This window comes from Streptomyces sp. enrichment culture (assembly GCF_964272855.1).
In the GTDB taxonomy this organism is placed as follows: Bacteria; Actinomycetota; Actinomycetes; order Streptomycetales; family Streptomycetaceae; genus Streptomyces.
The window spans coordinates 7,594,906-7,618,253 of the sequence record NZ_OZ186847.1; the positions used below are offsets into that span (position 1 = coordinate 7,594,906).

At 73.3% G+C, this 23,348-nt stretch carries 22 protein-coding genes; 9 read left to right on the top strand and 13 right to left on the bottom strand.

All coding sequences use genetic code 11. The features are described from left to right. Positions 1 to 15 precede the first annotated feature (15 nt). Positions 16 to 3,492: an amino acid adenylation domain-containing protein gene (locus ACSU6L_RS33805; protein WP_437063054.1), complete on the top strand. Its 3,477-nt coding sequence runs from the start codon at positions 16 to 18 to the stop codon at positions 3,490 to 3,492. Positions 3,493 to 3,564: 72 nt separating this feature from the next. Here the strand turns inward: ACSU6L_RS33805 and ACSU6L_RS33810 are convergent, their stop codons facing one another. Beyond that, entirely contained in the window at positions 3,565 to 4,584 is a 1,020-nt protein-coding gene (locus ACSU6L_RS33810) for an iron-siderophore ABC transporter substrate-binding protein (protein WP_437063056.1), read from the bottom strand. Positions 4,585 to 4,719: 135 nt separating this feature from the next. Further along, a complete protein-coding gene (locus ACSU6L_RS33815; protein WP_437063058.1) occupies positions 4,720 to 5,682 on the bottom strand; it encodes a methionyl-tRNA formyltransferase in 963 nt (320 codons plus the stop codon). A 54-nt stretch (positions 5,683 to 5,736) separates the two neighbouring features. Between ACSU6L_RS33815 and ACSU6L_RS33820 the strand changes: the two genes are divergently transcribed. Continuing rightward, complete coding sequence (locus ACSU6L_RS33820) at positions 5,737 to 7,092, top strand: lysine N(6)-hydroxylase/L-ornithine N(5)-oxygenase family protein (RefSeq protein ID WP_437063060.1); 1,356 nt, start codon at positions 5,737 to 5,739, stop codon at positions 7,090 to 7,092. A 25-nt stretch (positions 7,093 to 7,117) separates the two neighbouring features. On the opposite strand, the gene ACSU6L_RS33825 is transcribed toward ACSU6L_RS33820, so the two are convergent. The 3 genes from ACSU6L_RS33825 to ACSU6L_RS33835 all read right to left on the bottom strand — a co-directional run bounded on the left by ACSU6L_RS33825 (position 7,118) and on the right by ACSU6L_RS33835 (position 11,482). Then, positions 7,118 to 8,653: an amidohydrolase gene (locus ACSU6L_RS33825; protein WP_437063062.1), complete on the bottom strand. Its 1,536-nt coding sequence runs from the start codon at positions 8,651 to 8,653 to the stop codon at positions 7,118 to 7,120. Between the two features lie 28 nt (positions 8,654 to 8,681). Then, on the bottom strand, positions 8,682 to 10,514 hold the full coding sequence (locus ACSU6L_RS33830; protein WP_437063064.1) for a glycoside hydrolase family 15 protein: 1,833 nt from the start codon (positions 10,512 to 10,514) through the stop codon (positions 8,682 to 8,684). Positions 10,515 to 10,702: 188 nt separating this feature from the next. Further along, positions 10,703 to 11,482 carry a DeoR/GlpR family DNA-binding transcription regulator gene (locus ACSU6L_RS33835; protein ID WP_073945253.1) on the bottom strand — a complete coding sequence of 260 codons (780 nt, stop codon included), beginning with the start codon at positions 11,480 to 11,482 and terminating at the stop codon, positions 10,703 to 10,705. A 124-nt stretch (positions 11,483 to 11,606) separates the two neighbouring features. Between ACSU6L_RS33835 and ACSU6L_RS33840 the strand changes: the two genes are divergently transcribed. Together ACSU6L_RS33840 and ACSU6L_RS33845 are read left to right on the top strand one after the other, a co-directional pair. Continuing rightward, positions 11,607 to 12,488: an SIS domain-containing protein gene (locus ACSU6L_RS33840; RefSeq protein ID WP_437063066.1), complete on the top strand. Its 882-nt coding sequence runs from the start codon at positions 11,607 to 11,609 to the stop codon at positions 12,486 to 12,488. 22 nt (positions 12,489 to 12,510) lie between these two features. Next, on the top strand, positions 12,511 to 13,377 hold the full coding sequence (locus tag ACSU6L_RS33845) for a class II fructose-bisphosphate aldolase (protein WP_437063068.1): 867 nt from the start codon (positions 12,511 to 12,513) through the stop codon (positions 13,375 to 13,377). Here ACSU6L_RS33845 and ACSU6L_RS33850 read toward each other — a convergent pair. Continuing rightward, on the bottom strand, positions 13,352 to 14,500 hold the full coding sequence (locus ACSU6L_RS33850; protein WP_437063070.1) for a methyltransferase: 1,149 nt from the start codon (positions 14,498 to 14,500) through the stop codon (positions 13,352 to 13,354). The two genes, ACSU6L_RS33845 and ACSU6L_RS33850, sit on opposite strands and share 26 nt — an antisense overlap. Positions 14,501 to 14,578: 78 nt before the next feature. On the opposite strand from ACSU6L_RS33850, the gene ACSU6L_RS33855 reads away from it, so the two are divergent. Together ACSU6L_RS33855 and ACSU6L_RS33860 are read left to right on the top strand one after the other, a co-directional pair. Further along, positions 14,579 to 15,241 (top strand): alpha-ketoglutarate-dependent dioxygenase AlkB family protein, encoded by a 663-nt coding sequence (locus tag ACSU6L_RS33855; RefSeq protein ID WP_437063072.1) that lies wholly within the window; start codon positions 14,579 to 14,581, stop codon positions 15,239 to 15,241. A gap of 27 nt (positions 15,242 to 15,268) precedes the next feature. Continuing rightward, the gene (locus tag ACSU6L_RS33860) at positions 15,269 to 16,513 is read left to right on the top strand and encodes an ROK family protein (protein ID WP_437063074.1); all 1,245 of its coding nucleotides are present in this window, start codon (positions 15,269 to 15,271) and stop codon (positions 16,511 to 16,513) included. A 9-nt stretch (positions 16,514 to 16,522) separates the two neighbouring features. On the opposite strand, the gene ACSU6L_RS33865 is transcribed toward ACSU6L_RS33860, so the two are convergent. The 6 genes from ACSU6L_RS33865 to ACSU6L_RS33890 all read right to left on the bottom strand — a co-directional run bounded on the left by ACSU6L_RS33865 (position 16,523) and on the right by ACSU6L_RS33890 (position 21,204). After that, positions 16,523 to 17,287, bottom strand: coding sequence for an SDR family NAD(P)-dependent oxidoreductase (locus ACSU6L_RS33865; protein WP_437063076.1), 765 nt, complete (start codon positions 17,285 to 17,287; stop codon positions 16,523 to 16,525). Positions 17,288 to 17,341: 54 nt separating this feature from the next. Then, entirely contained in the window at positions 17,342 to 18,739 is a 1,398-nt protein-coding gene (locus ACSU6L_RS33870; protein WP_437063078.1) for an MFS transporter, read from the bottom strand. Between the two features lie 131 nt (positions 18,740 to 18,870). Next, a complete protein-coding gene (locus ACSU6L_RS33875; protein WP_437063080.1) occupies positions 18,871 to 19,455 on the bottom strand; it encodes a TetR/AcrR family transcriptional regulator in 585 nt (194 codons plus the stop codon). Positions 19,456 to 19,527: 72 nt separating this feature from the next. Continuing rightward, positions 19,528 to 19,710 carry a DUF1272 domain-containing protein gene (locus ACSU6L_RS33880; protein ID WP_437063082.1) on the bottom strand — a complete coding sequence of 61 codons (183 nt, stop codon included), beginning with the start codon at positions 19,708 to 19,710 and terminating at the stop codon, positions 19,528 to 19,530. Between the two features lie 233 nt (positions 19,711 to 19,943). Beyond that, complete coding sequence (locus tag ACSU6L_RS33885; protein ID WP_437063084.1) at positions 19,944 to 20,528, bottom strand: DUF4865 family protein; 585 nt, start codon at positions 20,526 to 20,528, stop codon at positions 19,944 to 19,946. Between the two features lie 103 nt (positions 20,529 to 20,631). Beyond that, on the bottom strand, positions 20,632 to 21,204 hold the full coding sequence (locus tag ACSU6L_RS33890; RefSeq protein WP_437063086.1) for a TetR/AcrR family transcriptional regulator: 573 nt from the start codon (positions 21,202 to 21,204) through the stop codon (positions 20,632 to 20,634). A 91-nt stretch (positions 21,205 to 21,295) separates the two neighbouring features. On the opposite strand from ACSU6L_RS33890, the gene ACSU6L_RS33895 reads away from it, so the two are divergent. The 3 genes from ACSU6L_RS33895 to ACSU6L_RS33905 all read left to right on the top strand — a co-directional run bounded on the left by ACSU6L_RS33895 (position 21,296) and on the right by ACSU6L_RS33905 (position 22,556). Beyond that, positions 21,296 to 21,628, top strand: a complete 333-nt coding sequence (locus tag ACSU6L_RS33895) for a glyoxalase superfamily protein (protein WP_437063088.1) — start codon at positions 21,296 to 21,298, stop codon at positions 21,626 to 21,628. Further along, positions 21,625 to 21,777, top strand: coding sequence for a hypothetical protein (locus ACSU6L_RS33900; protein WP_437063090.1), 153 nt, complete (start codon positions 21,625 to 21,627; stop codon positions 21,775 to 21,777). The genes ACSU6L_RS33895 and ACSU6L_RS33900 overlap by 4 nt, the downstream gene beginning before the upstream one ends. 428 nt (positions 21,778 to 22,205) lie before the next feature. Further along, the gene (locus ACSU6L_RS33905; RefSeq protein ID WP_437063092.1) at positions 22,206 to 22,556 is read left to right on the top strand and encodes a barstar family protein; all 351 of its coding nucleotides are present in this window, start codon (positions 22,206 to 22,208) and stop codon (positions 22,554 to 22,556) included. A 46-nt stretch (positions 22,557 to 22,602) separates the two neighbouring features. Here ACSU6L_RS33905 and ACSU6L_RS33910 read toward each other — a convergent pair whose 3' ends face one another. Continuing rightward, positions 22,603 to 23,217 carry a hypothetical protein gene (locus ACSU6L_RS33910; protein ID WP_437063094.1) on the bottom strand — a complete coding sequence of 205 codons (615 nt, stop codon included), beginning with the start codon at positions 23,215 to 23,217 and terminating at the stop codon, positions 22,603 to 22,605. Positions 23,218 to 23,348: the final 131 nt, after the last annotated feature.

The following is a 23,348-nucleotide window of genomic DNA, read 5'->3' on the forward strand; positions in this document are numbered from 1 at the left end:
GAAGCGGAGGAACCGGTGACGCAGCAACCCCCGACCGCCGACGAACTGCTCCGCGCGGTCACCGACACGTTCGACACCCCGCCGGGCGAGGACGACAGCCTCATCGCCTGGGGCCTGGACTCCATCACCCTGATGCGGATCGCAGGCGGCTGGCGCCGGCAGGGCGTCAAGGTCGGCTTCGCCGAGCTGGCGAAGGAACCGACCCTGCGCGCCTGGCGCACCCTGCTCCAGGCGCACGCCCCCGCCGCCGGCGCCCCGGACCCCGGACCCGTGCCCCCGGCACCCGGTACCGCACCCGGCACGGCCCCCGGCGAGCCGTTCCCGCTCGCCGTCATGCAGCACGCCTACTGGATCGGCCGCGGCGACGAGACCACCCTCGGATCCGTCGCCGCGCACCTCTACGTCGAGTTCGACGGGCCCGGCCTCGACCCCGGCCGCCTCGACACCGCCGTACGCGCCCTGGCCGACCGGCACGCCATGCTCCGGGCCCGGTTCACCGACGACGGACGGCAGGAGATCCTGCCCGCGCTCACCCGCCCGGCGACCACCGTGCACGACCTGCGCGGCCTGGACGACAAGACGGCCGCCGTCCGGCTGGAGGAGCTGCGGCAGACGCTGTCGCACGCCCGGCTGGACATCGAGGCGGGCGAGGTCTTCGCCGTGCACCTGTCGCTGCTGCCCGACGGACGGGGCCGGCTGCACGTCGACGTCGACATGCTCGCCGCGGACGCGCTCAGCTACCGCATCCTGATGTCCGACCTGGCCGGCCTCTACGAGACCCCCGCCGCGCCACTGCCGCCGATCCGCACCTCCTACCCGGACTACCTGGCCGAACGCGCCGAGGTGCGGCGGCTGAGCCGCGAACAGGCGGGCGAGTGGTGGCGGCGCCGCGTCCCCGACCTGCCCAGCGCGCCCGACCTGCCGCTCGTCCCCGAGGGCGAGCGCGCCGACCCCACCCGCGTGACCCGGCGCCACCACTGGCTGCCGCCCGGGGAGAAGCACCGGCTCACCGCACGCGCCCACCGGCACGGCCTCACCCCCGCCATGGCGGTGGCGACGGCCTTCGCCGAGACGCTGGCCGCGTTCGGCGGACGGCAGCGCTTCCTGCTGAACGTGCCGATGTTCGACCGCCGGGGCTCCCACCCCGACGTCGACCTGCTCGTCGGCGACTTCACCAGCTCGGTGCTCCTCGACGTCGACCTCACCGGCGAGGCGCCGTTCACCACGCACGCCCGGCGCCTCCAGGACCGGATGCACACCGACGCCGCCCACGCCGACCACTCCGGCGTGGAGGTGCTGCGGGACCTCTCCCGGCACCGCGGCGAACAGGTGCTCGCTCCCGTGGTGTTCACCAGCGCGCTGAACCTGGGCGAGCTGTTCGACGCGGGCGTGCGGCGGTGCTTCGGCGAGCCGGTGTGGATCGTCTCGCAGGGCCCGCAGGTGCTGCTCGACGCCCAGGTGACCGAGGTCGACGGCGGACTGCTGCTCAACTGGGACGTCCGCGAGGACGCCTTCCCGCCCGGACTGGTCGACGCCATGTTCGCCGCGTTCCACGGGCTCGTCACCCGGCTCGGCACCGACGACACCGTCTGGGAACGGCCCGTGCCCGAGCTGCTGCCCCCCGACCAGCGGGTGGTCCGCGCCGCCGTCAACGCCACCGACGGCCCGCGCGGCCGGCGCCTGCTGCACGAGGCCTTCTTCACCCGCGCCGCCGAGCACCCCGGCGCACCGGCGCTGCTGTGGGGAGAGCGGGGGGCGATGACCTACGGCGAGCTGGCCGACCGGGGGCTGCGCTGTGCCGCCGCCCTGGTGGCGCGCGGGGTACGTCGCGGCGACACGGTCGCGGTCGCCCTGCCCAAGGGCCCCGACCAGATCACCGCCGTCCTCGGGGTGCTGGCCGCGGGCGGCACCTACGTCCCGGTCGGCGTCGACCAGCCGCCCGCCCGCCGCGCCCGCATCGCCGCCACCGCCGGGTTCACCGTCGCCCTCACCGACGGCCGCCCGTTCGACGGCGCCGACGCCCTGCCGGTCGCCGAGGCATGCGGTCACGCGCCGCTGGCGGAGCCGGTGCCGGGGGAGGCCGAGCAGATCGCCTATGTGCTGTTCACCTCGGGTTCCACCGGCGAACCCAAGGGCGTCGAGATCCCGCACCGGGCCGCCGTGAACACCCTCGACGACCTGAACGAGCGTTTCGCGGTGGGCGCCGACGACCGCGCTCTCGCCCTGTCCGCCCTCGACTTCGACCTCTCCGTCTACGACGTGTTCGGGCTGCTCGGCGCGGGCGGCGCGGTCGTACTCGTCGACGAGGACGACCGGCGCGAGGCACGCCACTGGGTCGACCTCGTGCACGCCCACGGCGTGACCCTCCTCAACTGCGTGCCGCCGCTGCTGGACATGCTGCTGCTCGCCACCGGCCCCGGCGAACTCGCCGGGCTGCGGGCGGTGCTGCTCGGCGGCGACGTGGTGGGCACCGACCTGCCGGCCCGGCTCGCCGAGCGGGCCCCCGGCTGCCGGTTCGCCGGGCTCGGCGGCACCACCGAGACGGCGATCCACTCGACCGTCTGCGAGGTGACGGACGGCCGGGTGCCCGCGCACTGGCGGTCGGTGCCGTACGGCACCCCGCTGCGCAACGTGCGCTGCCGGGTCGTCGACGGGCGCGGCCGGGACTGCCCGGACTGGGTGCCCGGCGAGCTGTGGATCGGCGGGGACGGCGTGGCGCTCGGCTACCGGCGGGATCCGGCGCGGACCGCCGACAGGTTCGTGGAGCGGGACGGGACTCGCTGGTACCGCACCGGCGACCTCGCCCGGTACCGGCCCGACGGCTCCCTGGAGTTCCTGGGCCGCCGCGACCACCAGGTGAAACTGCGCGGCTTCCGGATCGAACCGGGCGAGGTGGAGGCCGCCCTCGCCCGCCATCCCGCCGTACGCCGGGCCGTGGCCGGACTCACTCGCGGGCCCGGCGTCCAGCTGGCCGCCGCGGTGGCCGCCGACCCGGGCACGGCCGAGGGCGAACTGCGGGACTGGGTGCGGCAGGCGCTGCCCCCGCACATGGTCCCGGCGCGGATCGCCGTCGCCGGGGAGCTGCCGCTCACCGCGAACGGCAAGCTCGACCGGCGTGCCGTCCGCGCGCTGTGGGAGGCGGGCGCGGAGGAGCCCGCGCACCGGGCGCCGGGCACCGCGCTGGAGACGGTGGTGGCCCGGGTGTGGGCGGACGTCCTCGGTGTGGACCGGGTCGGCCTCGACGACGGTTTCTTCGCCCTCGGCGGCGACTCGGTGCTCGCCACCGTCATCGTGGCCCGGCTGCGGGAGGCGCTGGACACCTCCGAGGTCACCGTCCGCTCCCTGTTCGCCGGTCTCACGGCCGGCGGCATGGCCGGACGCCTCGCCGCGGAGGAGGAGACCCCGGGACGCCTCGAACAGGTGGCCGCGATCCACCTGGAGATCGAGACGATGTCGGCGGAGGAGGTCGACTCCGCGTTGCGCGACGCGTAGGGGCGTGCACGACGGGGCGGCGGGGTGCGTGTCGAGCACCCCGCCGCCCCGCCCCCCCCCTGGAGTGGACGGCTATCGGTCCAGCTTGGCGAAACCGGGCTCCAGGTTGTCCAGCGCCCATGGGATGCCGAGCGCGGACGGGCTGCGCAGCTGGCTGATGGTCGAGACGTCGGTGACCACGTAACGGTCGTCGCGCACCGCGCCCATGTTCTTCACCAGCGTGCTCGCCTCGAACGCCTTTCTCAGCTCCGGTGTGGTGAAGGCGATGATCACCAGGTCGGCGTCGAGCTTGTCGAGCTGCTCGAACGACAGCTCACCGGTGGGGCTGCCGCTGACCGTCTTGATGTCCGTCACCGACGGGGTCAGACGCAGGCCCAGCTCGCCCATCAGCTTGGCCGCGAAGTCGTCCTCGGAGGCGATGGTGAAGATCTTGGCGGGTGTGTTGCCGATGGACAGGCTGTACGTCCTTCCCGCCAGCTCCGGATGCCTCTCCTTCACCTCCGCGATGGCGGCCTCGGTGTCCTCGACGACCTGCGCGGCCTTCTCCTCCCTGCCGACGGCTTGGCCGACCACCTGCACGTGTTCCTGCCAGGTCTGCCGGCCCCACTCCGTCTCGAAGCCGACGGTGGGCGCCACCGCGGCGAGCTTGTCGTAGTTCTTGTCCAGCTGGAAGTCCGAGGTGGCGAGGATCAGGTCCGGCTGGAGGGCGGCGACCTCCTCGTAGTCGACGCCGTTCATGGTGTCCAGCAGCTTGGTCCGCTCGGTGTCCACCTTGTCCTTCAGCCACGGGTGGATCCCGTCCGCGGCGAAGGCGTCCTTGGACATGGCGACGGGGTGGACACCGAGGGCGTACAGCGCGTCCACGTCGTCCGTGCCGCCGTCGCCGATCACCACGATCCGCTCCGGGGCCTGCTCGATCTCGGTGGTCCCGAACTTGTGCTTGATGCTCACCGGGAACGCGGCGGAGGAGGACCCCGCCCCGGACCCGCCCGGCGCCGCGCCGCCCTCCTCGTCGTCCTCCACGGAACCGCAGGCGGCCAGTCCGGCGGCCAGGGAGAGGACGATCAGGGTCCTCAGGAACGGTCTCGTCATGTACAACGCCCCTTTTCCGCCAGGTACGGGCAGATGTGTACGGCCGTCAGTTAAGCAAGGTAAGCCTTGCCTCAGCAACGGATTGCGGTCAAGCGCATTGCTCACCGCACAAATTGACGACCCATCAGCAGCAGATCAGTGGACGTCGGGGTGGCTCGTCAGATAGCCGCCCATCGTCCGGAACCAGTCGGTGGCGGCGTACTCCGTGCCGTCGTCCGTGCGCACCCGCCGGACCAGCAGTCCGGGGTGCCTGCCGGTGTGCGCGTCCGCGCCCGCCACGACGACCACGCCGTCCCCCTCGCGGATGAAGACGCGGCCGGGAGTGCCGCCGTAACGGCCTTCGGAGACCGCCGCGGAGACGACCCGCAGGCGCTGCCCGCGGTGGAAGGTGTACGCGTTGGGGTACGGGTCCGACTGGGCGCGCACCAGGCGTTCCAGCCGTTCGGCGGGCCAGTTCCAGTCGATCAGGCTGTCCCGCGCGGACCGCTTGTGGAAGAAGCTCGCCCGGCTGCGGTCCTGCGGCTGCCACAGCCCCGCGTCCTTGCCGGAGGCGATGAGGTCCAGCGACTCGCGCACGATGGGGGCGATCAGGTCGACGGTCCGGTGGAACAGGTCGGTCACGGTGTCGGTGGGGCCGACCGGCACCGCGCGCTGGATCAGGATGTCCCCGGCGTCGAGTTCGCCGTTCATCCGGTGCGCGGTCACGCCGACCCGTTCCTCGCCGTTGACGAGCGCCCAGATGAGGGGCGAGAAGCCGGCGTAGGCGGGCAGCAGCGAGTCGTGGATGTTGAGGGTGCCGTGCGGGGGCAGGTCGAAGACCTCCGGTGGCAGCCAGGTGCGCCAGTTGTTGGCGACGATGATGTCCGGGCGGGCCTCGCGCAGCGCGGTCAGGAGCTCCGGGTCGTCGGGGCGGTTGCGCAGCAGGACGGGAAGGTCGTTCTTCTCGGCGAGTTCGGCGACGTTGTCGTCCCAGATCTTCTCGTAGGCGTGATCGCTCCTGGGGTGGGTGACCACGAGGGTGACCTCGTGGTCGGAGTCCAGCAGGGACTGGAGCGTGCGGTGACCCCAGGTCTGGTACCCGAACATGACGACGCGCATGAAGGTGCTCCCCTTCGGCGGCTCCGTTGCAAGGTAAGGCTTACCTTATCTAACATGTGCCTGCCTGAGGGAGGCGATGCCACGGTGAAATCACCGCTCAAGGGATCGGACTCGAACAGCATCCACGACATCCTCGGAATAGGTTTCGGCCCGTCGAATCTGGCACTGGCCATAGCCATCGAGGAACACAACGCGGGCCTTCCGGCGGACCGCCGGCTCGACTCCCTGTTCCTGGAACGCCAGCCGCGGTTCGGCTGGCACCGGGGCATGCTCATCGACGACGCCACCATGCAGGTGTCGTTCCTCAAAGACCTCGTCACCCTGCGCGATCCGGCCAGCGACTTCAGCTTCCTGTGTTTCCTGAGGGAGAAAGGCCGGCTGATCGACTTCCTCAACCAGAAGACGCTCTTCCCGCTGCGCGTGGAGTTCCACGAGTACTTCGAATGGGCCGCCGCCCGGGTCCGCCACCAGGTGGCCTACGACCACGAGGTCACCGCCATCGAACCGGTCCGCGACGAGACGGGGACCGTCACCGCCTTCGACGTCGTCTGCCGTGATCCCGCCGGCGGAACCGTCACCCGCCGCGCCCGCAACCTCAGCGTCGCCGTCGGCCTCGAACCCCATGTGCCGCCCGGCGTCACCCTCACCGAACGCGTCTGGCACAACAGCCAGTTACTGCCCCGGGTGGCCGAACTCACCGCCACCCGGGCCCCCGTGCGCCGGGCGATCGTCCTGGGCGCCGGGCAGAGCGGCGCCGAGACCGTCGACTACCTGCACCGCTCCTTCCCCGACGCCGAGATCTGCGCGGTCTTCGCCAAGTACGGCTACACCCCCGCCGACGACAGCCCGTTCGCCAACCGGATCTTCGACCCCGAGGCGGTGGACGTGTACTTCGCCGCCCCGGCCGAGGTCAAGCAGTCCCTCTTCGACTACCACCGCTCAACCAACTACTCGGTCGTCGACATGGACCTCATCGAGTCCCTGTACGCCACCGCCTACCAGGAGAAGGTCACCGGCCGGGAGCGGCTGCGCTTCCTCAACGTCTCCCGCATCCGTGAGGTGAGCACCCGGGCCGACGGCTCGCTCGAAGTCGGCGTGGAGTTCCTGCCCACCGGCGAACAGCGGACCCTCCAAGCCGACCTCCTCGTGCACGCCACCGGCTACCGCCCGCGCGACCCCGCCGCCCTGCTCGGCGAGGCCGCCAAGGTCTGCCTCCGCGACGACGGCGACGCCCTGCGCGTCACCCGCGACCACCTGGTGGAGACCGCCCCCGACGTCGCCGCCGGCATCTACCTCCAGGGCAGCACCGAACACACCCACGGACTCACCTCGACCCTGCTGTCCACCACGGCGATCCGCGCGGGCGAGATCCACCGCTCCCTGCTGGCGCGACGCGCGGTCGGCCTCTGACGGGCAGACACTCGGAAGGGGGACGTCAGGCGAGCGGACCGTGCGTCCAGCGTCCGCCCAGCAGCGTGGCGTGCACGGGCATCTCCCGCAGGGTGCCGGCGTCCGCGGTGAGCGGGTCCGTTTCCAGCACCACCAGGTCGGCCGGGTCGCCGACCCGGATCAGGCCCCGCCCCCGCGCCGCCGCGGTGAGCGCCGCCCGCAGCGGGATCCGCTGCTCCGGATGCCAGGCGGGCCGCTCGTCGCCGGTTCGACTGACCGCCGCCGCGATGCCCAGCCACGGGTCCAGCGGGGAGACCGGCGCGTCCGAGCCGAACTCCAGCCGCGCCCCGGCGGCCAGCAGATCGCCGTACGCGAAGGCCCGCCCGGTGCGCCCGGCCCAGTGCCGGTCCGCCACGTCCCGGTCGTCCGGGGCGTGCGCCGGCTGCACCCCTGCCGTCACCCCCAGCTCCGCGAAGCGCGGCACGTCCGCGGCGGCCAGCAGCTGGGCGTGCTCGATCCGCCCCCGGCAGCGGACCGCCGCGAAGGCGTCCAGCGCCAGGGTGTTCGCCCGGTCGCCGATCGCGTGCACGGCCGGCTCGACACCGTGTCCGGCGGCCCGCCGCATCAGCCGCACCAGCTCCTCGTACGGCGTCTGCTCGATGCCGTACGCCTCCTCGGTGCCCTCCAGCCCGGGGTACGGGTCGCAGCACAGCGCGGTGCGCGTGTTGAGGGAGCCGTCCGTGAACAGCTTCAGCGGGCCCATCCGCAGCAGACCGCCGGTACCGCGCAGGACGTCGCCGGTGCGCAGGCCGCGCCCGACCGCCGCGTCCAGGTGCTCCGGATAGACCGCCGCGTCCACCCGCACGGCGAGCGGCCCGGCGGCGGCACGCCGGCCCCAGTCGCCGAGGTTGTCCGCGTAGTGGAAGTCGATCACGCCGGTGACCCCGCGCGCGGCGGCCGCCCGGCACGCCTCGGCGACCCAGCGGTCCAGGACGTCCACGGGCACCTCGGGCAGCGCGGCGACCGCCGCGAAGCACTCGTGCTCGCGCAGCACCCCCGTCGGATGCCCGCCGCGCCCGACCAGCGCGAGGCCCGCAGAGTTCAGCCAGGCCGCGTGCAGATCGGCGCTGACCAGCGCGACCGGCCGGTCCGGGCACACCGCGTCCAGCAGCGACCGGTGCGGCACGTCCGGCCACAGCCCGTCCCGGAAGCCGTACCCGATCAGCACCTCCGGTTCCGCCGCCTCGGCCGCCCGCCGCCGTACGGCCCGCGCGACCGCGCTCGCCGAGTCCGCCTGCGACAGATCCAGCCGGTGCCGCACGCTCGCCCACTGCGCCGCGTGCACATGGGCGTCCACCAGCCCCGGCAGTACCACCCGCCCCGCCAGGTCGACGACGCTCTCCCGGGCGCCGGTCCCCAGGTCCTCGGCGTCCGCCGCGACGGCGACGATCCGGCCGCCCGCGATCCGCAGCGCCCCGGCCGGGCCGCCCGCACCGAGCCGCACCCCGGTCAGCGTCAACGCGGGCACCACGCGGGCGTGCCCGGCCGTGCGGGGGCGCGGGACGCCGTCGAGGCTCGTCATACGAACTCTCCAGAAGGACGCGGACGGATCAGCCGAGGGCACGGTCCAGGTTGAACGCGGCGCTGATCAGGGCGAGATGGGTGAACGCCTGCGGGAAGTTGCCCTGCTGCTCGCCGGTGTGACTGATCTCCTCGGCGTACAGGCCCAGATGGTTGGCGTACGTGAGCATCTTCTCGAACGCCAGCCGCGCCTCGTCCACCCGGCCGGCGTGCACCATCGCCTCGACGTACCAGTACGAGCAGATCGAGAACGTGCCCTCGTCGCCGCGCAGCCCGTCGGGGCTGGCCTCGGGGTCGTAGCGGTAGACCAGCGAGTCCGACACCAGTTCATCGGTCAGCGCGTCCAGCGTGGACAGCCACTTCGGGTCGGTCGGCGCGATGAACTTGGTCAGCGGCATCATCAGCACCGCCGCGTCCAGCACCTCGCCGTCCTCGTACTGCGTGAACGCCTGCCGCTTCTCCGACCAGCCGCGGCTGTGGATCCGCCGGTAGATGGTGTCCCGGCAGGCCTGCCAGCGCGGCAGATCGGCGGGCAGGCCGCGCCGGTTGGCCATCCGGATGGCCCGCTCGATCGCCACCCAGCACATCAGCCGCGAGTACAGGAAGTTCTTGCGCCCGCCCCGGGTCTCCCAGATGCCCTCGTCGGGCTGGTCCCAGTGCTCGCACACCCAGTCGACGAGGGCGCACACGTCGTCCCACTGGGCGCTGGAGATGGGCCGTGCCCACTTGTCGTACAGGTAGATGGAGTCGATCAGCGCGCCGTAGATGTCGAGCTGCAGCTGCTCGGCGGCCGCGTTGCCGACCCGGACCGGGGCCGAGCCCTCGTGCCCTTCCAGGTGGTCGAGTTCACGCTCCGTCAGATCGGTGCGGCCGTCGATGCCGTACATGATCTGCAGCGGTCCGGAGGCGTGGCCGTCGCCCGGACTGATGTGCCGGGTCACGAAGTTCATGAACGCCTCGGCCTCGCTGGTGAAGCCCAGCCGCAGCAGCGCGTACACGCAGAAGGCGGCGTCGCGCACCCACACGTACCGGTAGTCCCAGTTGCGCTCGCCGCCCGGCTGCTCGGGCAGGCTGGTCGTCGGGGCGGCGACGATCGCGCCGGTCGGCGCGTAGGTGAGCAGCTTCAGGGTGAGCGCCGAGCGGTGCACCATCTCCCGCCAGCGGCCCCGGTACCGGGACTGCGACAGCCAGCGCCGCCAGTACTTCACCGTCGCGTCGAACTGCTCCTCCGCCTCCATCCGGGGACACCGGCGTGGCGACACGTCGCCGCCGACCTGGTCCAGGGCGAACACCGCCGACTCGCCCTCGGCCAGCTTGAACTCCGCCTGGGCGTCGGGACCGTCCGGCTCCAGGGGCACGGTCGCGGTGAGCGCGAGCGACAGCGCGGGCGACTCGAACACCGCGACGTCGCCGTCCATGCGCAGGGTGTGCTCCTGGGCGCCGAAGTCGAAGCGCGGCGCCACCCGCACCCGGAACACGACCGAACCGCGGACGCACACCACCCGCCGGATCAGCCGGTGCCGTTCGGCCTCGACCGACTCGCCCCGGATCGGCATGAAGTCCTGCACCTCGCCCACGCCGTCCTCGGTGAAGAAGCGGGTGATCAGGACGTTGGTGTCGGGGAAGTAGAACTGCTTGGTCTTCGCCGGTCCGGCCGCCGACAGCCGGAAGGAGCCGCCGCGTTCCGCGTCCAGGACCGACGCGAAGACGCTCGGGGCGTCGAACGCGCCGCAGCAGTACCAGTCGATCGTGCCGTCCGTGCCGACCAGGGCCACGCTGCGCAGATCGCCGATCAGCCCGTGCTCGGCGATCGGCAGATAGCGCGAGCCCCCGGATGTGCCGTCACTCGGTGCCTCGCCCATCGCAGCCTCCCTCGAACGGTCCGCCCCAACGCGTTTCCCAGCTTAGGGCGCCGAGGATGGCCGGACCCCCGGAATGGATCAGTCCACGAGCCGGCCCCCATCCCGGCTCCACGCCGGCCGGAGCCGACCGCGACGCCGCCGGGCCGCCCCACCGCCTCGCCCGCCGGGCGCGAGGTTTCCGTGCGCGGTCACACCGCGACGACCCGGACCCCCGCGTCCTCGAACCGGCGGACCGTGGCCTCGTCCGCCGCCGTGTCCGTGACCAGCGTGTCCACCTCGCGCGTGCCGCAGATCCGGGCGAACGCCCGCCGCCCCAGCTTGCTGGAGTCCGCGGCGACCACCACCCGCTCGGCGCGCTCGCACAGGAGCCGGTTGATCGCGGCCTCGGCCTCGTCGTGCGCGGCGGCGCCGTGCACCGCGTCGAAGGCGACGACCCCCAGCACCGCCACGTCCAGCGTGACCTGGGCCAGGACGCCGTCCGCGAGCGGCCCGATCAGCTCGTACGACTGGGCCCGCGCCACCCCGCCGGTCACCACGATCTTGAACTGGGGCCGTACGGCCAGCTCGTTGGCGATGTTGAGCGCGTTCGTGACCACGGTGAGCGCGGGCGAGCCGGAGCCGAGGTCGCCGCGCACGGCCAGCGCGCGGGCCACCTCGGTGGTGGTCGTGCCCCCGGTGAGACCGACCGCCTCACCGGGCGCGATCAGCTCCGCCACCGCCTTGGCGATGCGCTGTTTCTCGGAGGCGCGGCGGGCGGTCTTGTAGCGCAGCGGCAGCTCGTACGACACCCCGTGCACCACCGCGCCGCCCCGGGTGCGGACGAGCATCTGCTGCTCGGCGAGCTGGTCGAAGTCCCGGCGGATCGTCGCGGCCGAGACCTCCAGCTCGGCGGCCGCCTCCTCGACGTCCAGCCGGCCGCGCTCGACGAGCAGTTCCAGCAGCGCCTTCCAGCGGGCGTCGCGTGACATCCGCACCCTCCATTCCGTGTCCTCCCGGTGACCCTAGCGCACCCCACCTTCCATCGAATGCTTGAAGATGCTTGAAAAATCGCGCTACCTTGCAAAAACAATCACCGCAGGGAGGGGTTACGGCATGACGCATGTCGAGGACGAGCTGCGCACCCAACCGGAGTGCTGGACCAGGGCCGCCGCGGAGGCCCCCGGACACCGTGCCGCCCTGCCCGCACCGGGGGAGCGGGTCGCGGTCGTCGGGTGCGGCACCTCGTACTTCATGGCACGGGCCGCCGCCGCGCTGCGCGAGAGCAGCGGGCAGGGCGAGACGGACGCCTTCGCCGCCTCGGAGTTCCCGCACGACCGCCCCTACGACCGCGTGGTGGCCCTCACCCGCTCCGGCACCACCACCGAAGTGCTCGAACTGCTCGGCAAGACGCGCGGCCGGGTGCGCACCACCGCGATCACCGCCGACCCGCGCACCCCCGTCATGGAGGTCGCCGACGACCTCGTCGTGCTCGACCACGCCGACGAACGCTCCGTCGTGCAGACCCGCTTCGCGACCACCGCGCTCACCCTGCTCCGCGCCCACCTGGGCCTGCACACCGACGCCGTCGTCGCCGACGCCCGTACCGCCCTCGCCGAGGACCTGCCCGAAGGGCTGGCGGACCGCACCCAGTTCACCTTCCTCGGCCGCGGCTGGACCGTCGGCCTGGCCGACGAGGCCGCGCTGAAGATGCGCGAGGCCGCCCGCGCCTGGACCGAGTCCTACCCGGCCATGGAGTACCGGCACGGTCCCATCAGCGTCACCACGCACGGCACCGCCACCTGGATGTTCGGCGAGGCACCCCCGGGCCTCGCCGAACAGGTACGGGCCACCGGCGCCCAGTGGGTCGCGGGCACCCTCGACCCGCTCGCCGAACTGGTCCGCGCCCAGCGCCTCGCGGTCGCCGTCGCCGCCGCCCGCGGCCTCGACCCCGACCGGCCCCGCCACCTCACCCGCTCGGTGATCCTCGCGCCCTGACCCGCGCCGGAAAGGACAGACCGTGCCTCTCGTCCCCACCGGCGGGCTCGTCAGCGGCGCCGCCGCGGCCCGTTCCGCCGTGGCCGCCTTCAACGTCATCACGCTGGAACACATCGAGGCCGTCGTCGCCGGCGCGGAGGCGGCGGGCTCGCCCGTCGTCCTCCAGGTCAGCGAGAACGCCGTGAAGTACCGCTACGGACGGCTCCTGCCGCTGGCCCGCGCCGCCGTCGCCGCCGCCGAACGGGCCGCCGTACCCGTCGCCCTGCACCTCGACCACGTGCAGAGCGACAGCCTGCTGCGGCAGGCGCCGGACGCCGGGTTCAGCTCCGTGATGTACGACGCGGCCCGGCTGCCGTACGCCGAGAACCTGGCCGCCACCCGCGCAGCGGCCGACTGGGCGCACGCCCAAGGGCTGTGGATCGAGGCCGAGTTGGGGGAGGTCGGCGGCAAGGACGGGCGGCCCGCACTGGACGCCCACGCGCCGGGCGCGCGCACGCATCCGGCACAGGCCCACGCCTTCGTCGCGGACACCGGAGTCGACGCCCTCGCCGTCGCCGTCGGCAGCGTCCACGCCATGACCACCCGCACCGCCCGCCTCGACCACGCCCTGCTCAAACGCCTCGCCGGCGCCCTCGACGTACCGCTCGTGCTGCACGGCTCCTCAGGGCTGCCGGACGACGAACTGACCGAGGCGGTGGCGGGCGGCATCACCAAGGTCAACGTGGGCACGGCCCTCAACATCGCCATGACCGCCGCGATCCGGACCTACCTCGCCGCCCACCCCGAGGCGGTCGACTCCCGCGGCTACCTGACGGTGGGCCGGGAGGCGATGGCGGAGGCGGTGACGCGGATCATCCGTGTCCTCACGACACCCCCTGGCGGCGCTTGACCGCCTTCAGCACCACGAACTTCCGGTCGCTCGCCACCACCTCGCTGTTGCCGAACAGACGACGCAGCTTCACGTGGTACCCGAGGTGCCGGTTGCCGATCACCCACAACTCGCCGCCCGGCCGCAGCACCCGCCGGGCGCCGGTGAACATCCGCCAGGCCGTGGCGTCCGTCGTGGCCTGGTGGGAGTGGAACGGCGGATTGTTGAGCACGACGTCCACGCTGCCGGACGCCACCCCCGCCAGCCCGTCCCCGACCCGGAACTCCGCGTGCCCCGGCACCCCGTTCGCCTTGTACGTCGCCTCGGCCGACGCGACCGCCTGGAACGACTCGTCCACGAACAGCACCTCGGCCTGCGGATTGGCCAGCGCCACCGCCGTACCGACCACCCCGTTGCCGCAGCCCAGGTCCACCACCCGCTCGGCCCCGCGGCTCGGCGGCAGATGCCCCAGGAAGAACCGGGTGCCGATGTCCAGCCGGTCGGCGCAGAACACGCCCGCGTGGTTGACGACCGTGTGCCCGGAGGCGGGCCCGATGCCGTCCGGCAGCGTGTAGCTGTACGGCCACGGGTTCTCCGGCCGCGGCGACGACGGATCCGGCGTGGCGAAGATCAGCCGCGCCTTCTGCTCGGCGAGCGAGGTACGGGTCGGCCCGATGATCCGCTCGAACAGCTGAAGCGTCGACGTGTGGATCTCCTTCACCATTCCGGTGCCGACCACCACCGTGTCCGCGCGCAGCGCGGGCGCCAGCCGCAGCAACTGGTCCTCCAGCAGCGCCAGGCTCTTCGGCACCCGCACCAGCAGTACGTCGATCCGCTCGGGCGGCGGGTCCTGCGTGGTGAGCAGCCGCACCGTGCCCGGCCGCACCCCGGCCCGCGCCAGGTTCGCGCGGGTCGCCTCCTGGGCGAGGAAGGAGTCGGTGATCTGCGTCGGCGCGTGCGCCGCCAGCGCCGTCGCCAGCGCGCCCCAGCGGTCGCCGGCGATCACGACCGTGCCGGTCAGCGGCACCTCCCGGTCCACCAGGTGCCGGAGCAGATACGCGTCGGAGGCGTCCCAGGCCCGCAGGCGGTCACGCGGGTCCTCGGGGAAACGGGTGAGCGCCAGCTCGCCCCAGGGGGTCGTCATACGGTCGTTCATCGTGCGTCAAGGCTAGCCGAGCCGCAGCTCAGAGGCGGTGGGGGACGGTGGGGCAGGATGGACGGCATGGACGCCGAGCTGTTCCCCCGAGACCGCGCGCGGGTCGCGCCCGGCGCGGTGCACGTCCCGGACTGGCTGGATCCCGACGGTCAGCGCGAGCTGCTGGCGGCCTGCCGGGACTGGGCCCGCCCGCCCGCCGGACTGCGCACCGTGCGCACCCCGGGCGGCGGCACCATGACCGCCCGCCAGGTGTGCCTCGGCTGGCACTGGTACCCGTACGCCTACGCCCGCACGGTCGTCGACGGCGACCACACCCCGGTCAAGCCGTTCCCGGACTGGCTCGGCGACCTGGGCCGGCGCGCGGCCGCCGACGCCCTCGGCCCCGACGGTGCCACGGACGCGGCGTACGACATCGCCCTGATCAACTTCTACGACGGCGACGCCCGCATGGGCATGCACCGCGACGCCGACGAACGCTCCGACGCCCCGGTGGTGTCCCTGAGCCTCGGCGACACCTGCGTCTTCCGCTTCGGCAGCACCGAGACCCGGACCCGCCCCTACACCGACGTGGAACTGCGCAGCGGCGACCTGTTCGTGTTCGGCGGGCCGTCCCGGCTCGCCTACCACGGGGTGCCGCGCGTGTACGCCGGGACCGCCCCGTCCGGCCTGGGCCTGCGCGGGCGGCTCAATGTGACGTTGCGGGTGAGCGGCTTCCCGGCCGCCGCCTGACGAACGGATCATGGGAGACTCCCCCTCATGAGCGGCAAGGCGGACCCCCGGCCGACGGGGGCAGGGACCACCTCGAGGACGCGGTTGGACCGGGGGCGCGGCGCGCTCGGGCCCGCATTGGAGCTCGTGCACACCGGACGCGCGCCCACCCGCGCCGTGCTCACCGCCGAACTGGGCGTCACCCGCGCCACGGCCGGCGCGGTCGCCGCCGAACTGGAGGCGCTCGGCCTGATCCGGGTCGACGCCCGGCCCGGCGCCGCCGCCGGCTCCCAGGGCCGCCCCTCGCACCGGCTCCGGCTCGCCGACGACGGCCCCGTCGCGCTCGCCGCGCAGGTGCACGCCGACGGCTTCCGGGCCGCGCTGGTCGGGCTCGGCGGCCGGATCGTCGCCACCGCGCCCGGCTGCGAGACCGTCGACGCCGACCCGGCCAAGGTGCTCGGCTCCGTCGTCGAGGCCGGCGCGGAACTGCTGCGGGAGACCGGGCGGCGGTGCGTGGGCGCCGGACTCGCGGTGCCGTCCGCGGTCGCCGAACCCGAGGGCCTGGCCCTGAACCCGCTGCACCTGGCCTGGCCGGCGGGGGCGCCGGTGCGGGAGATCTTCGCCGAGTGCGTCCGCGCCGCCGGCATCACCGGGCCCGCCTTCGCCGCCAACGATGTCAACCTGGCCGCGCTCGCCGAGCACCGGCACGGCGCCGGGCGCGGCTCCCGCGACCTGCTGTGCGTGGCCACCGGGCACCGCGGTGTCGGCGGGGCACTGGTGCTCGACGGGCGGCTGCACTCCGGCAGTTCGGGCCTCGCCCTGGAGGTCGGCCACCTCACCGTCAACCCCGAGGGCAGGCCCTGCCACTGCGGCAGCCGCGGCTGCCTCGACGTGGAGGCCGACCCGCTGGCCCTGCTCACCACGGCGGGCCGCGAGCCCGGCCCCGAGGTGTCGCTGCTGAAACAGGCCAACGACCTGCTGCGCGAGGAGTACGACGACCCGGCCGTGCGCACGGCCGCCGAGGCGCTGATCGACCGGCTGGGCCTCGGCCTGGCCGGGCTGGTCAACATCCTGAACCCGGACCGGATCATCCTCGGGGGCCTGCACCGCACCCTCCTCGACACCGACCCCGAGCGGCTGCGCGCGGTGGTCGCCGACCGCAGCCTGTGGGGCCGCAGCGGCGGCGTCCCCATCCTGCCCTGCACGCTCGACCACAACAGCCTGGTCGGAGCGGCGGAGCTGGCCTGGCAGCCGGTGCTGGACGATCCGCTGGCGGCACTGGCCGGTACCTGACGCGGGGCGTCAGAGGGAGGCGCCGCCGTCGATCACCAGGTCGGTGCCCACCAGGGAGGCGGCCGCGTCGGACGCCAGGTACAGCACCGCCTCCGCCACCTCCTCGGTGGACGACACACGGCCGAGCGGCGACTGCTCCTTCATCCGCACGGCCCGGTCCTCCTCGGACTCGCCGGGCTGAAGCGACATGGTGGTCGCCGACGCGCCCGGGCTGACCGCGTTGATCCGGACGCCCTCCCCGATGTGCTCCAGGGCGGCGCCCCGGGTCAGCGAGGTCACGGCCGCCTTGGTGGCGGCGTAGGCGGTGGTGCCGTTCACCTGCCGGTGGGTGCCCAGGTTGGAGGCGACGTTGACGATCGCCCCGCCGCCCGGCTGGGTGCGCATCCGGCGGATCTCGGCCGCCATCGCGAGGAAGACGCCGGTGACGTTGACGTCGAGCACGGTCCGCCAGTCCTCCTCGGACATCTCGGGGAGCGGCCCGCCCCGGAAGACGCCCGCGTTGTTGACGGCCACGTCGAGCGAGCCGAACCGGTCGACGGCCGCCTGCACCAGCGCCGCCACGTCGTCGACGCGGCTCACGTCGGCGGTCCGGGCGAACGCCGTGCCGCCGGCCGCCTCGATCAGGGCGACGGTCTCGTCGAGCGCCGCCCGGCCACGCCCGGCCACGACGACCCGGGCGCCCTCGGCGGCGAACGCCAGGGCGGTGGTACGGCCGATGCCGGAACCGGCGCCGGTGACGAGGACGGTGCGGTCGCTGAAACGGTTGCGGGACATGATGATCCGCCTTTCGAGGCAAGGGAGTTGAACTGGGTTGTGTAGGGGAGTGGTTCAGGGGCGCGCGAGGCGCAGCAGGGGAGCGGCGAGCGTGAACAGCGCCGCCGTCGCGGCGAGGCTCGCCCGGTCGCCGCCGGTGGCCAGCAGCAGGGCGAAGACGACGGTCGGCCCCATCTCCATCGCCGTGTTGTGCACCCCGCCGGCCAGCCCGGTGCGTGCGGCGGGCACCCGGTCGGTGGCCAGCACGGCCGCGCCGGCGAAGGCCGCGGCGGCACCGGCCGGCAGCAGGACCAGGCCGGGCAGGACGCCGTAGCCGTAGGGGATGTCCGGGTCGAGGCCGGTGAGGGCGAGCAGCCCCAGCCCGGCGGCGCCCACGGCCAGCCCGCCGCCGGTGACCGCGACGGGGCCGAGCCGTCCGACGAGCGGCCCCGCCACCCGTCCGGCGCCGAGCAGGGCCAGCGCGAACGGCACGAACGCGGCCGAGGCGCGCAGTGCCGACCAGCCCCGTTCCTCCTGCAGATGCAGCGCGAACAGGACGAACACGGTGCTGGTCCCGGCCGCCGTCAGCGAGGTGGCGACGAGCCCGAGCGCACGCCGCCTGTCCCCCAGGAAACCGGGCGGCAGCAGCGGGTCGGCCGTGCGCCGCTCCACGACGAGGAAGACGGCGAGGAGGACGCCCCCGGCGGCGACCGGCCCGAGGACCGGCGCCGAGCCCCAGGGCCGCGCGTCGGTGAGGACGAGGCCGTAGCTGAGGGACACGAGCCCGGCCGTCGCGAGGAGCGCGCCGGCGATGTCGAGGCGGGACCCGGGCGCCGCCGGACGGTCGTCGGGGAGGAGCCGGGGCACGAGCGGCAGGGCGACGGTCGTGACGACGAGGGGCGCGGCGAACGCCCAACGCCAGGACAGCAGTGCGGAGATGACACCGGAGAGCAGATTGCCCGCCGTGGCGCCGAGCACCGACAGACCGCCCCAGGTCGCCATCGCCCGCCGGTACGCGGGCGGTTCGGGGAACAGGGTGCGCACCACGGCCATCGCGGCGGGCGCCACCAGGGCGGCTCCGGCGCCCTGCGCGAACCGGGCGGCGAGCAGCGCGGGATATCCGGGGGCGAGCGGCGCGGCGGCCGAGGCCGCGCCGAAGAGCAGCAGCCCGGCCAGCAGGGTCCGTCGCCCGCCGAACCGGTCGGCGAGGCGCCCGCCCATGAGCAGCAGCCCCGCGAAGGTGAGCCCGTAGGCCGCGCTCAGCAGGATCAGCTCCTCGCGCGCCAGCCCGAACCGGCGGCCTATCTCGGGCAGCGGCACGGCGACGGCGGCCAGGGTGAAGATCAGGGTCACCTGTAAGGAACCGAGCAGCGCGAAGGGCAGGCGGCTGCCGCTCTTCGGCCCGGCGTGGGGCGGCCCGGCGTGGGGCGACGCGGCCTCCACCGTGCTCATGAATCCCCCCTCCGTGCTCATGAATCCCCCCTCATGCGTGGATCGCTTTCTGGATCGATCGGTCAAGTATTTGGGCAGCGGAAACGGTCGCCCGCGGCACGGGTGAAGGAATTCCCGATGGCGATCGGCTTCCGGTGCGGACGGTGATCCGGTCAGTCCAGCAGTGCCAGCGCCTGCTCCGCCGCGTCGCGCACCCGGGCCGGGTCGGTGGAGGCCTTGCCCACCACCCGCAGGCCCTGCATCAGCACCAGCAGCAGCCGGGCCAGCGCCCGCGGATCACGCTCCTCGGGCAGCTCGCCCTGCGCCTGGGCGCGCACCAGCGCCGAGTGCAGCAGGGTCTCCAGGTGCTCCCAGCTCGACTCCACCCGCCGGGCCGCCGCGGTGTCGTGCGGGGCGAGCTCGGCCGCCGTGTTGGTGATGAAGCAGCCCTCCGGCCGGCGGGACTCGTCGGCGGCCTCCGCCGCGAACCGCCGGACCACCGTGCGCACGGCGGGCAAGGCCGGCCCCGGCTGGGACAGTTCCCGCAGGAGCAGTGGGTTCTGGGACTCGCCGTACCGGTCCAGCGCCTTGAGGTAGAGCTCCCGTTTGTTGCCGAAGGTGGCGTAGATGCTGGCGCGTCCGATGCCGAGGTGGTCGACGAGGTCCGCCATGGATGTCGCCTCGTACCCTCGCCGCCAGAACAGTTCGAGCGCCGACTGCAGGACGGCGTCCGGATCGAATTCCTTGCTCCTCGCCATGCCTTGACCCTAAGCAATTCAAGAACGAATGGTCAAGTAAAAGCCGTTGAGTCGCGCGCAAGTGAGCAGCCGTCAGGAAGTGGCCCTGCGCGGCCGGGCGACCAGCTCGCCGCCGCAATTGGGGCAGATCCCCTGCATTTCCGTGCCGCACGGGCCGCAGAAGGTGCACTCGTACGAGCAGATGAGGGCCGCTCCGCCGGGCGGCAGGACCGCCGTCTCACAGCGTTCGCAGCGGTCGCGCATCTCCAGGGCCATGATCCGTCCCCCTCCGGGTGTCCGGACCCCCGTGGCCCGTGGCCCCCATCCTGCGGGCGGACGCCCGGCCGTTGAACGGCCCGGTGGGCCAGAGATCGACAGGATAGGGCCAGACGCCGATCGGGGGCCGGTCCACGGCGATCGCCCGCAGCCCGTGCGTCAAGAGACGGTCGTGCGCGTCGTGCACGCCCAGCTCCCCGGGGAGCGCGTCCCCGAGGGCCGTGCGGACCCGTTCACCACTGCCGGCCACGCGGGAGCCGCGCCCGCTCCGGCGCCGACAGATGCAGCACCTGGAACCTGTCGCCGTCGGCCGCCGGCGAGTCGTGAGCCCAGAGGGAGAACAGGACCAGCTCCCAGCGTCCGGTGTCCACGGCCGCCGCCGCGCACACCGCGCCCTCCTGCGCCGCGAGCCGCGCCGCCTCGCGCACCGCCTCCCCGGCGACCTCACCGGCCACGGCGCCCTCCGGCACCGGCCGCCGCTCGCGCACCGCGAGCCGCACGGGGGCACCGGCGGCGCCGCCCTCCTCGTAGGCGAGTCCCGTCCACTGGCGGACCGCGGGCCGCCCGAAGTCGTTGCTGAGCCCCTGGAAACCGCCGCCCCAGAGGAAGGTGTTCATGCCCTCCACGGTGTTCCACAGGTAGAACGGCGCGTACTGGTTGACCGGCGAGCCCTGCACCCCGCGCTCGCGCATCAGATACGCCTTGAAGCCCAGCCCCTCCCAGTCGTCGAGGAGATGCCCGAGCCGTGCCACCCGGGCGCGGATGACACCCATGTCGTAGTCGGCGGGCAAGGTGACCTCGTACTGCATGGCGTGCAACGGATGCCTCCTCAGGCGGAAGGTTCGGTGGCCGGGCCGGCGGTCGGTCCGGTGGATGGTCCGGTGGTCGGTGTGGTGGTCAGGCGGTCGGCCCGGTGGGTGGTCAGGCGGTCGGTCCGGTGGGCGGCGCGAGCAGGGAGAGCAGTCCGCGCACGCCCGCGTCGAAGGCGGACGGCAGACCGGACGCGCGGGCGAGGACGTAACCGCCCTGGACGGTCGCGACGATCGCCGCCGCGATCTCCTCACCGTCGAGCCCCGGCGCGAACTCGCCCCGCCGCTGCCCCTCCTCGACGATCCCGGCGAGCCGTTCCCGCAGCCAGTCCAGCGTCTCGTCGACGGGCGCGCGCAGTTCGTCGCTGGCGATGACGTCCGGGTCCATGGTCAGCCGCCCGATCGGGCAGCCGCGCAGCACATCGCGCTCCCGCCGCAGATACCCCACGATCCGCTCGTACGGCGTCCCCGGCCCGCCCAGCACACCTTCGGCGGTGGCCCGCATCTCCTCGGCGGTCCGCCGGATCGCGGCCAGCGCGAGATCCGGCTTGCCCTTGAAGTGGTGATACATGCTGCCCTGCCCGGCACCCGCGCGCTCCAGGATCGCCTTGGGGCTGGTGCCCACGTAGCCGCGCTCCCAGAGCAGCTCGCGGGTGGACTGGATCAGTCGCTCGGAGGTGGTCATGAGGGGAGTGTACATACCAGTAGTTACAGAGACCTGGCCCTTTGGAGCGCGTCCCCCTGTCTGCGACCTGACTTTCTGTGATCATGACGCCATGGAAGAGGAAGTCATACCGATCCTCCGCGTGGCCGACGCCGCCTCAGCCGTCCGCTGGCACGAGCGACTGGGTTTCAGCCCGCAGTGGGAGCACCGCTTCGCGCCCGAGCTGCCCGCCTTCGTCGAAGTCGCGCGCGGACGCGTGCGGTTGTTCCTCTCGGAGCACACCGGGGACGCCCGCCCGGACACGCTCGTCTACCTGCGGGTGGCGGACGTGGACGAGATCGCCGCCGAGTTCGGCGTACCGGTCGCCGAGGCCCCTTGGGCGCGGGAAGTGGAGCTCCACGACCCCGACGGCAACCGTCTCCGCGTCGGGACACCGACCGAATGAGCGCCGCGACGCCCGTCACCGTGCGACCGGCGACGGAGACGGACTTACCGGCGCTGCTCGCGCTCTACGGCGAGCTGAACCCCGACGACGCGCCCTGGTGGCCGAAGCCGACGGCGCCGTGGCCGGTACGGCGGACTGCCTCGTCATGAAAAAGGCTCACTCTTCGGGGGTTGGGTGCACATCGCAGATCACGCCGGGTGGGACCGGGGCTTCCCGGTGCGGTACCTCCTGGTTCAAGAGGAGGAAGACGGCGTGGAACAGCTGTGGGGGAGGTGCGCGGGCGTCGAAGGATTGTTCATCGACCCGGTTCCGCCGCCACGGGAGGTCCTGACCCTTCGCGGATGCAGCCCGACGGCCTCCTGAGGAGCGTCCTGGCCGAGCCCGACGGTTCGCCGCGGGGTCTGGGCGACATGTGCCTGGAGGTCTGAAACGACGAGCAGCCCGTGCAGTGGTGGACTCTGGTCGACGCGGTCGTGGTGGCCCATCGGCCCCACCCGGCCGGGAGAAGTGGTATCAGGGCCCGCCGACGGAGCCCGACCTGTGGGCGCCGTACGACTCGCAGGGCAGGGCCGAGTGGTTGGACCTCACCACCCGGGCCTGGCGGGTGCCCGCGCCCCAGCCGGACCGGTCCGGCGGTGAGCACCATCTCGACGGCCGGTTCGGCACGGACGTTCCCGGGCTGCACTGCGCGATCGCCGAGGCTCTGCTCGGGCCCGGCCGCTGCTTAGGCCGGGAGTGGAACGCCTTCAAAGACTGCCTGGGCGGTGGATTCGGAGTGGTCCCGCCCTTCACCTTGACGTGGCACGACTCTGAGGTCGCACGCCGCGCACTGGCGGACGTCGTGGAGGATCCGAAGGGCCGGCTCTCCTACTTCGAGGAGATCGTGCGACTCCTTGAACGGTGCGGCGTCACGGTCCTGCTCCGGTGAGCCGGAGGCACCCGACCGGGCCTGGCGACAGGGAGATCCGCCGGCCTCAGCCTTCCTGCGGAGGCCCGATCACCCTTTGCCCGATCTGCTCGGCGAGCCACTGCGCCATGCGTTCCTCGTAGCCGTCCCGGTTGCGGCGACGGACGTGGACGAGCACCAAGTGCGTGTCGGCGGGGGCGTCGAGCTCGATGGAGCCGCAGTTGAGCAGCAGCGTCACCTCGGCGTGCTTGCCCTCACCGTGGAGGTCGTGCTCCGGCGCCCCCGGCCAGGACAAAGAGGTCCAGTGGACCGCGGCCGGGCTGTGTTCGGCTGCCGCTGTGAAGCGGTCCTCGACGCTTCCCACTTTCTGGTCCGGCAGCGAGACGGTGAGGGGCGGGAACTCCGCCACCCGGGCGAGGTCGCGGGGAAGATCCCCGTCGGGGATGTCGGGAATGGCGTGGGCCAGAGCCGGGTCCAGATGGAACGGTGCGGTGTGGCTCGTGAACCACGCCCCGGGAAGCACGTCCAGCATGCGTCTCACCTCGGCCAGGGTGGACACCTCGGCCTCCACCGACACCTCGGAATACGGCTGGACGCCGAGCGCCACCATCCGACGGGCGACGCTCAGGGCGAGTGCCGGATCGGGCGTACGGAAGACGGGGTAGGCGATGCCGCTGGACATGCGAAGACTCTGACACGGCTCACGCAGGCAGTCCCGCGGTTTCTCGTCACGTGCCGACGCGAAACGGGCCAGCTCCCGCGTACTCCCGGCGGGGTACGCGCGGTGCCGTCGGCCGTACGACGACCCGGGCG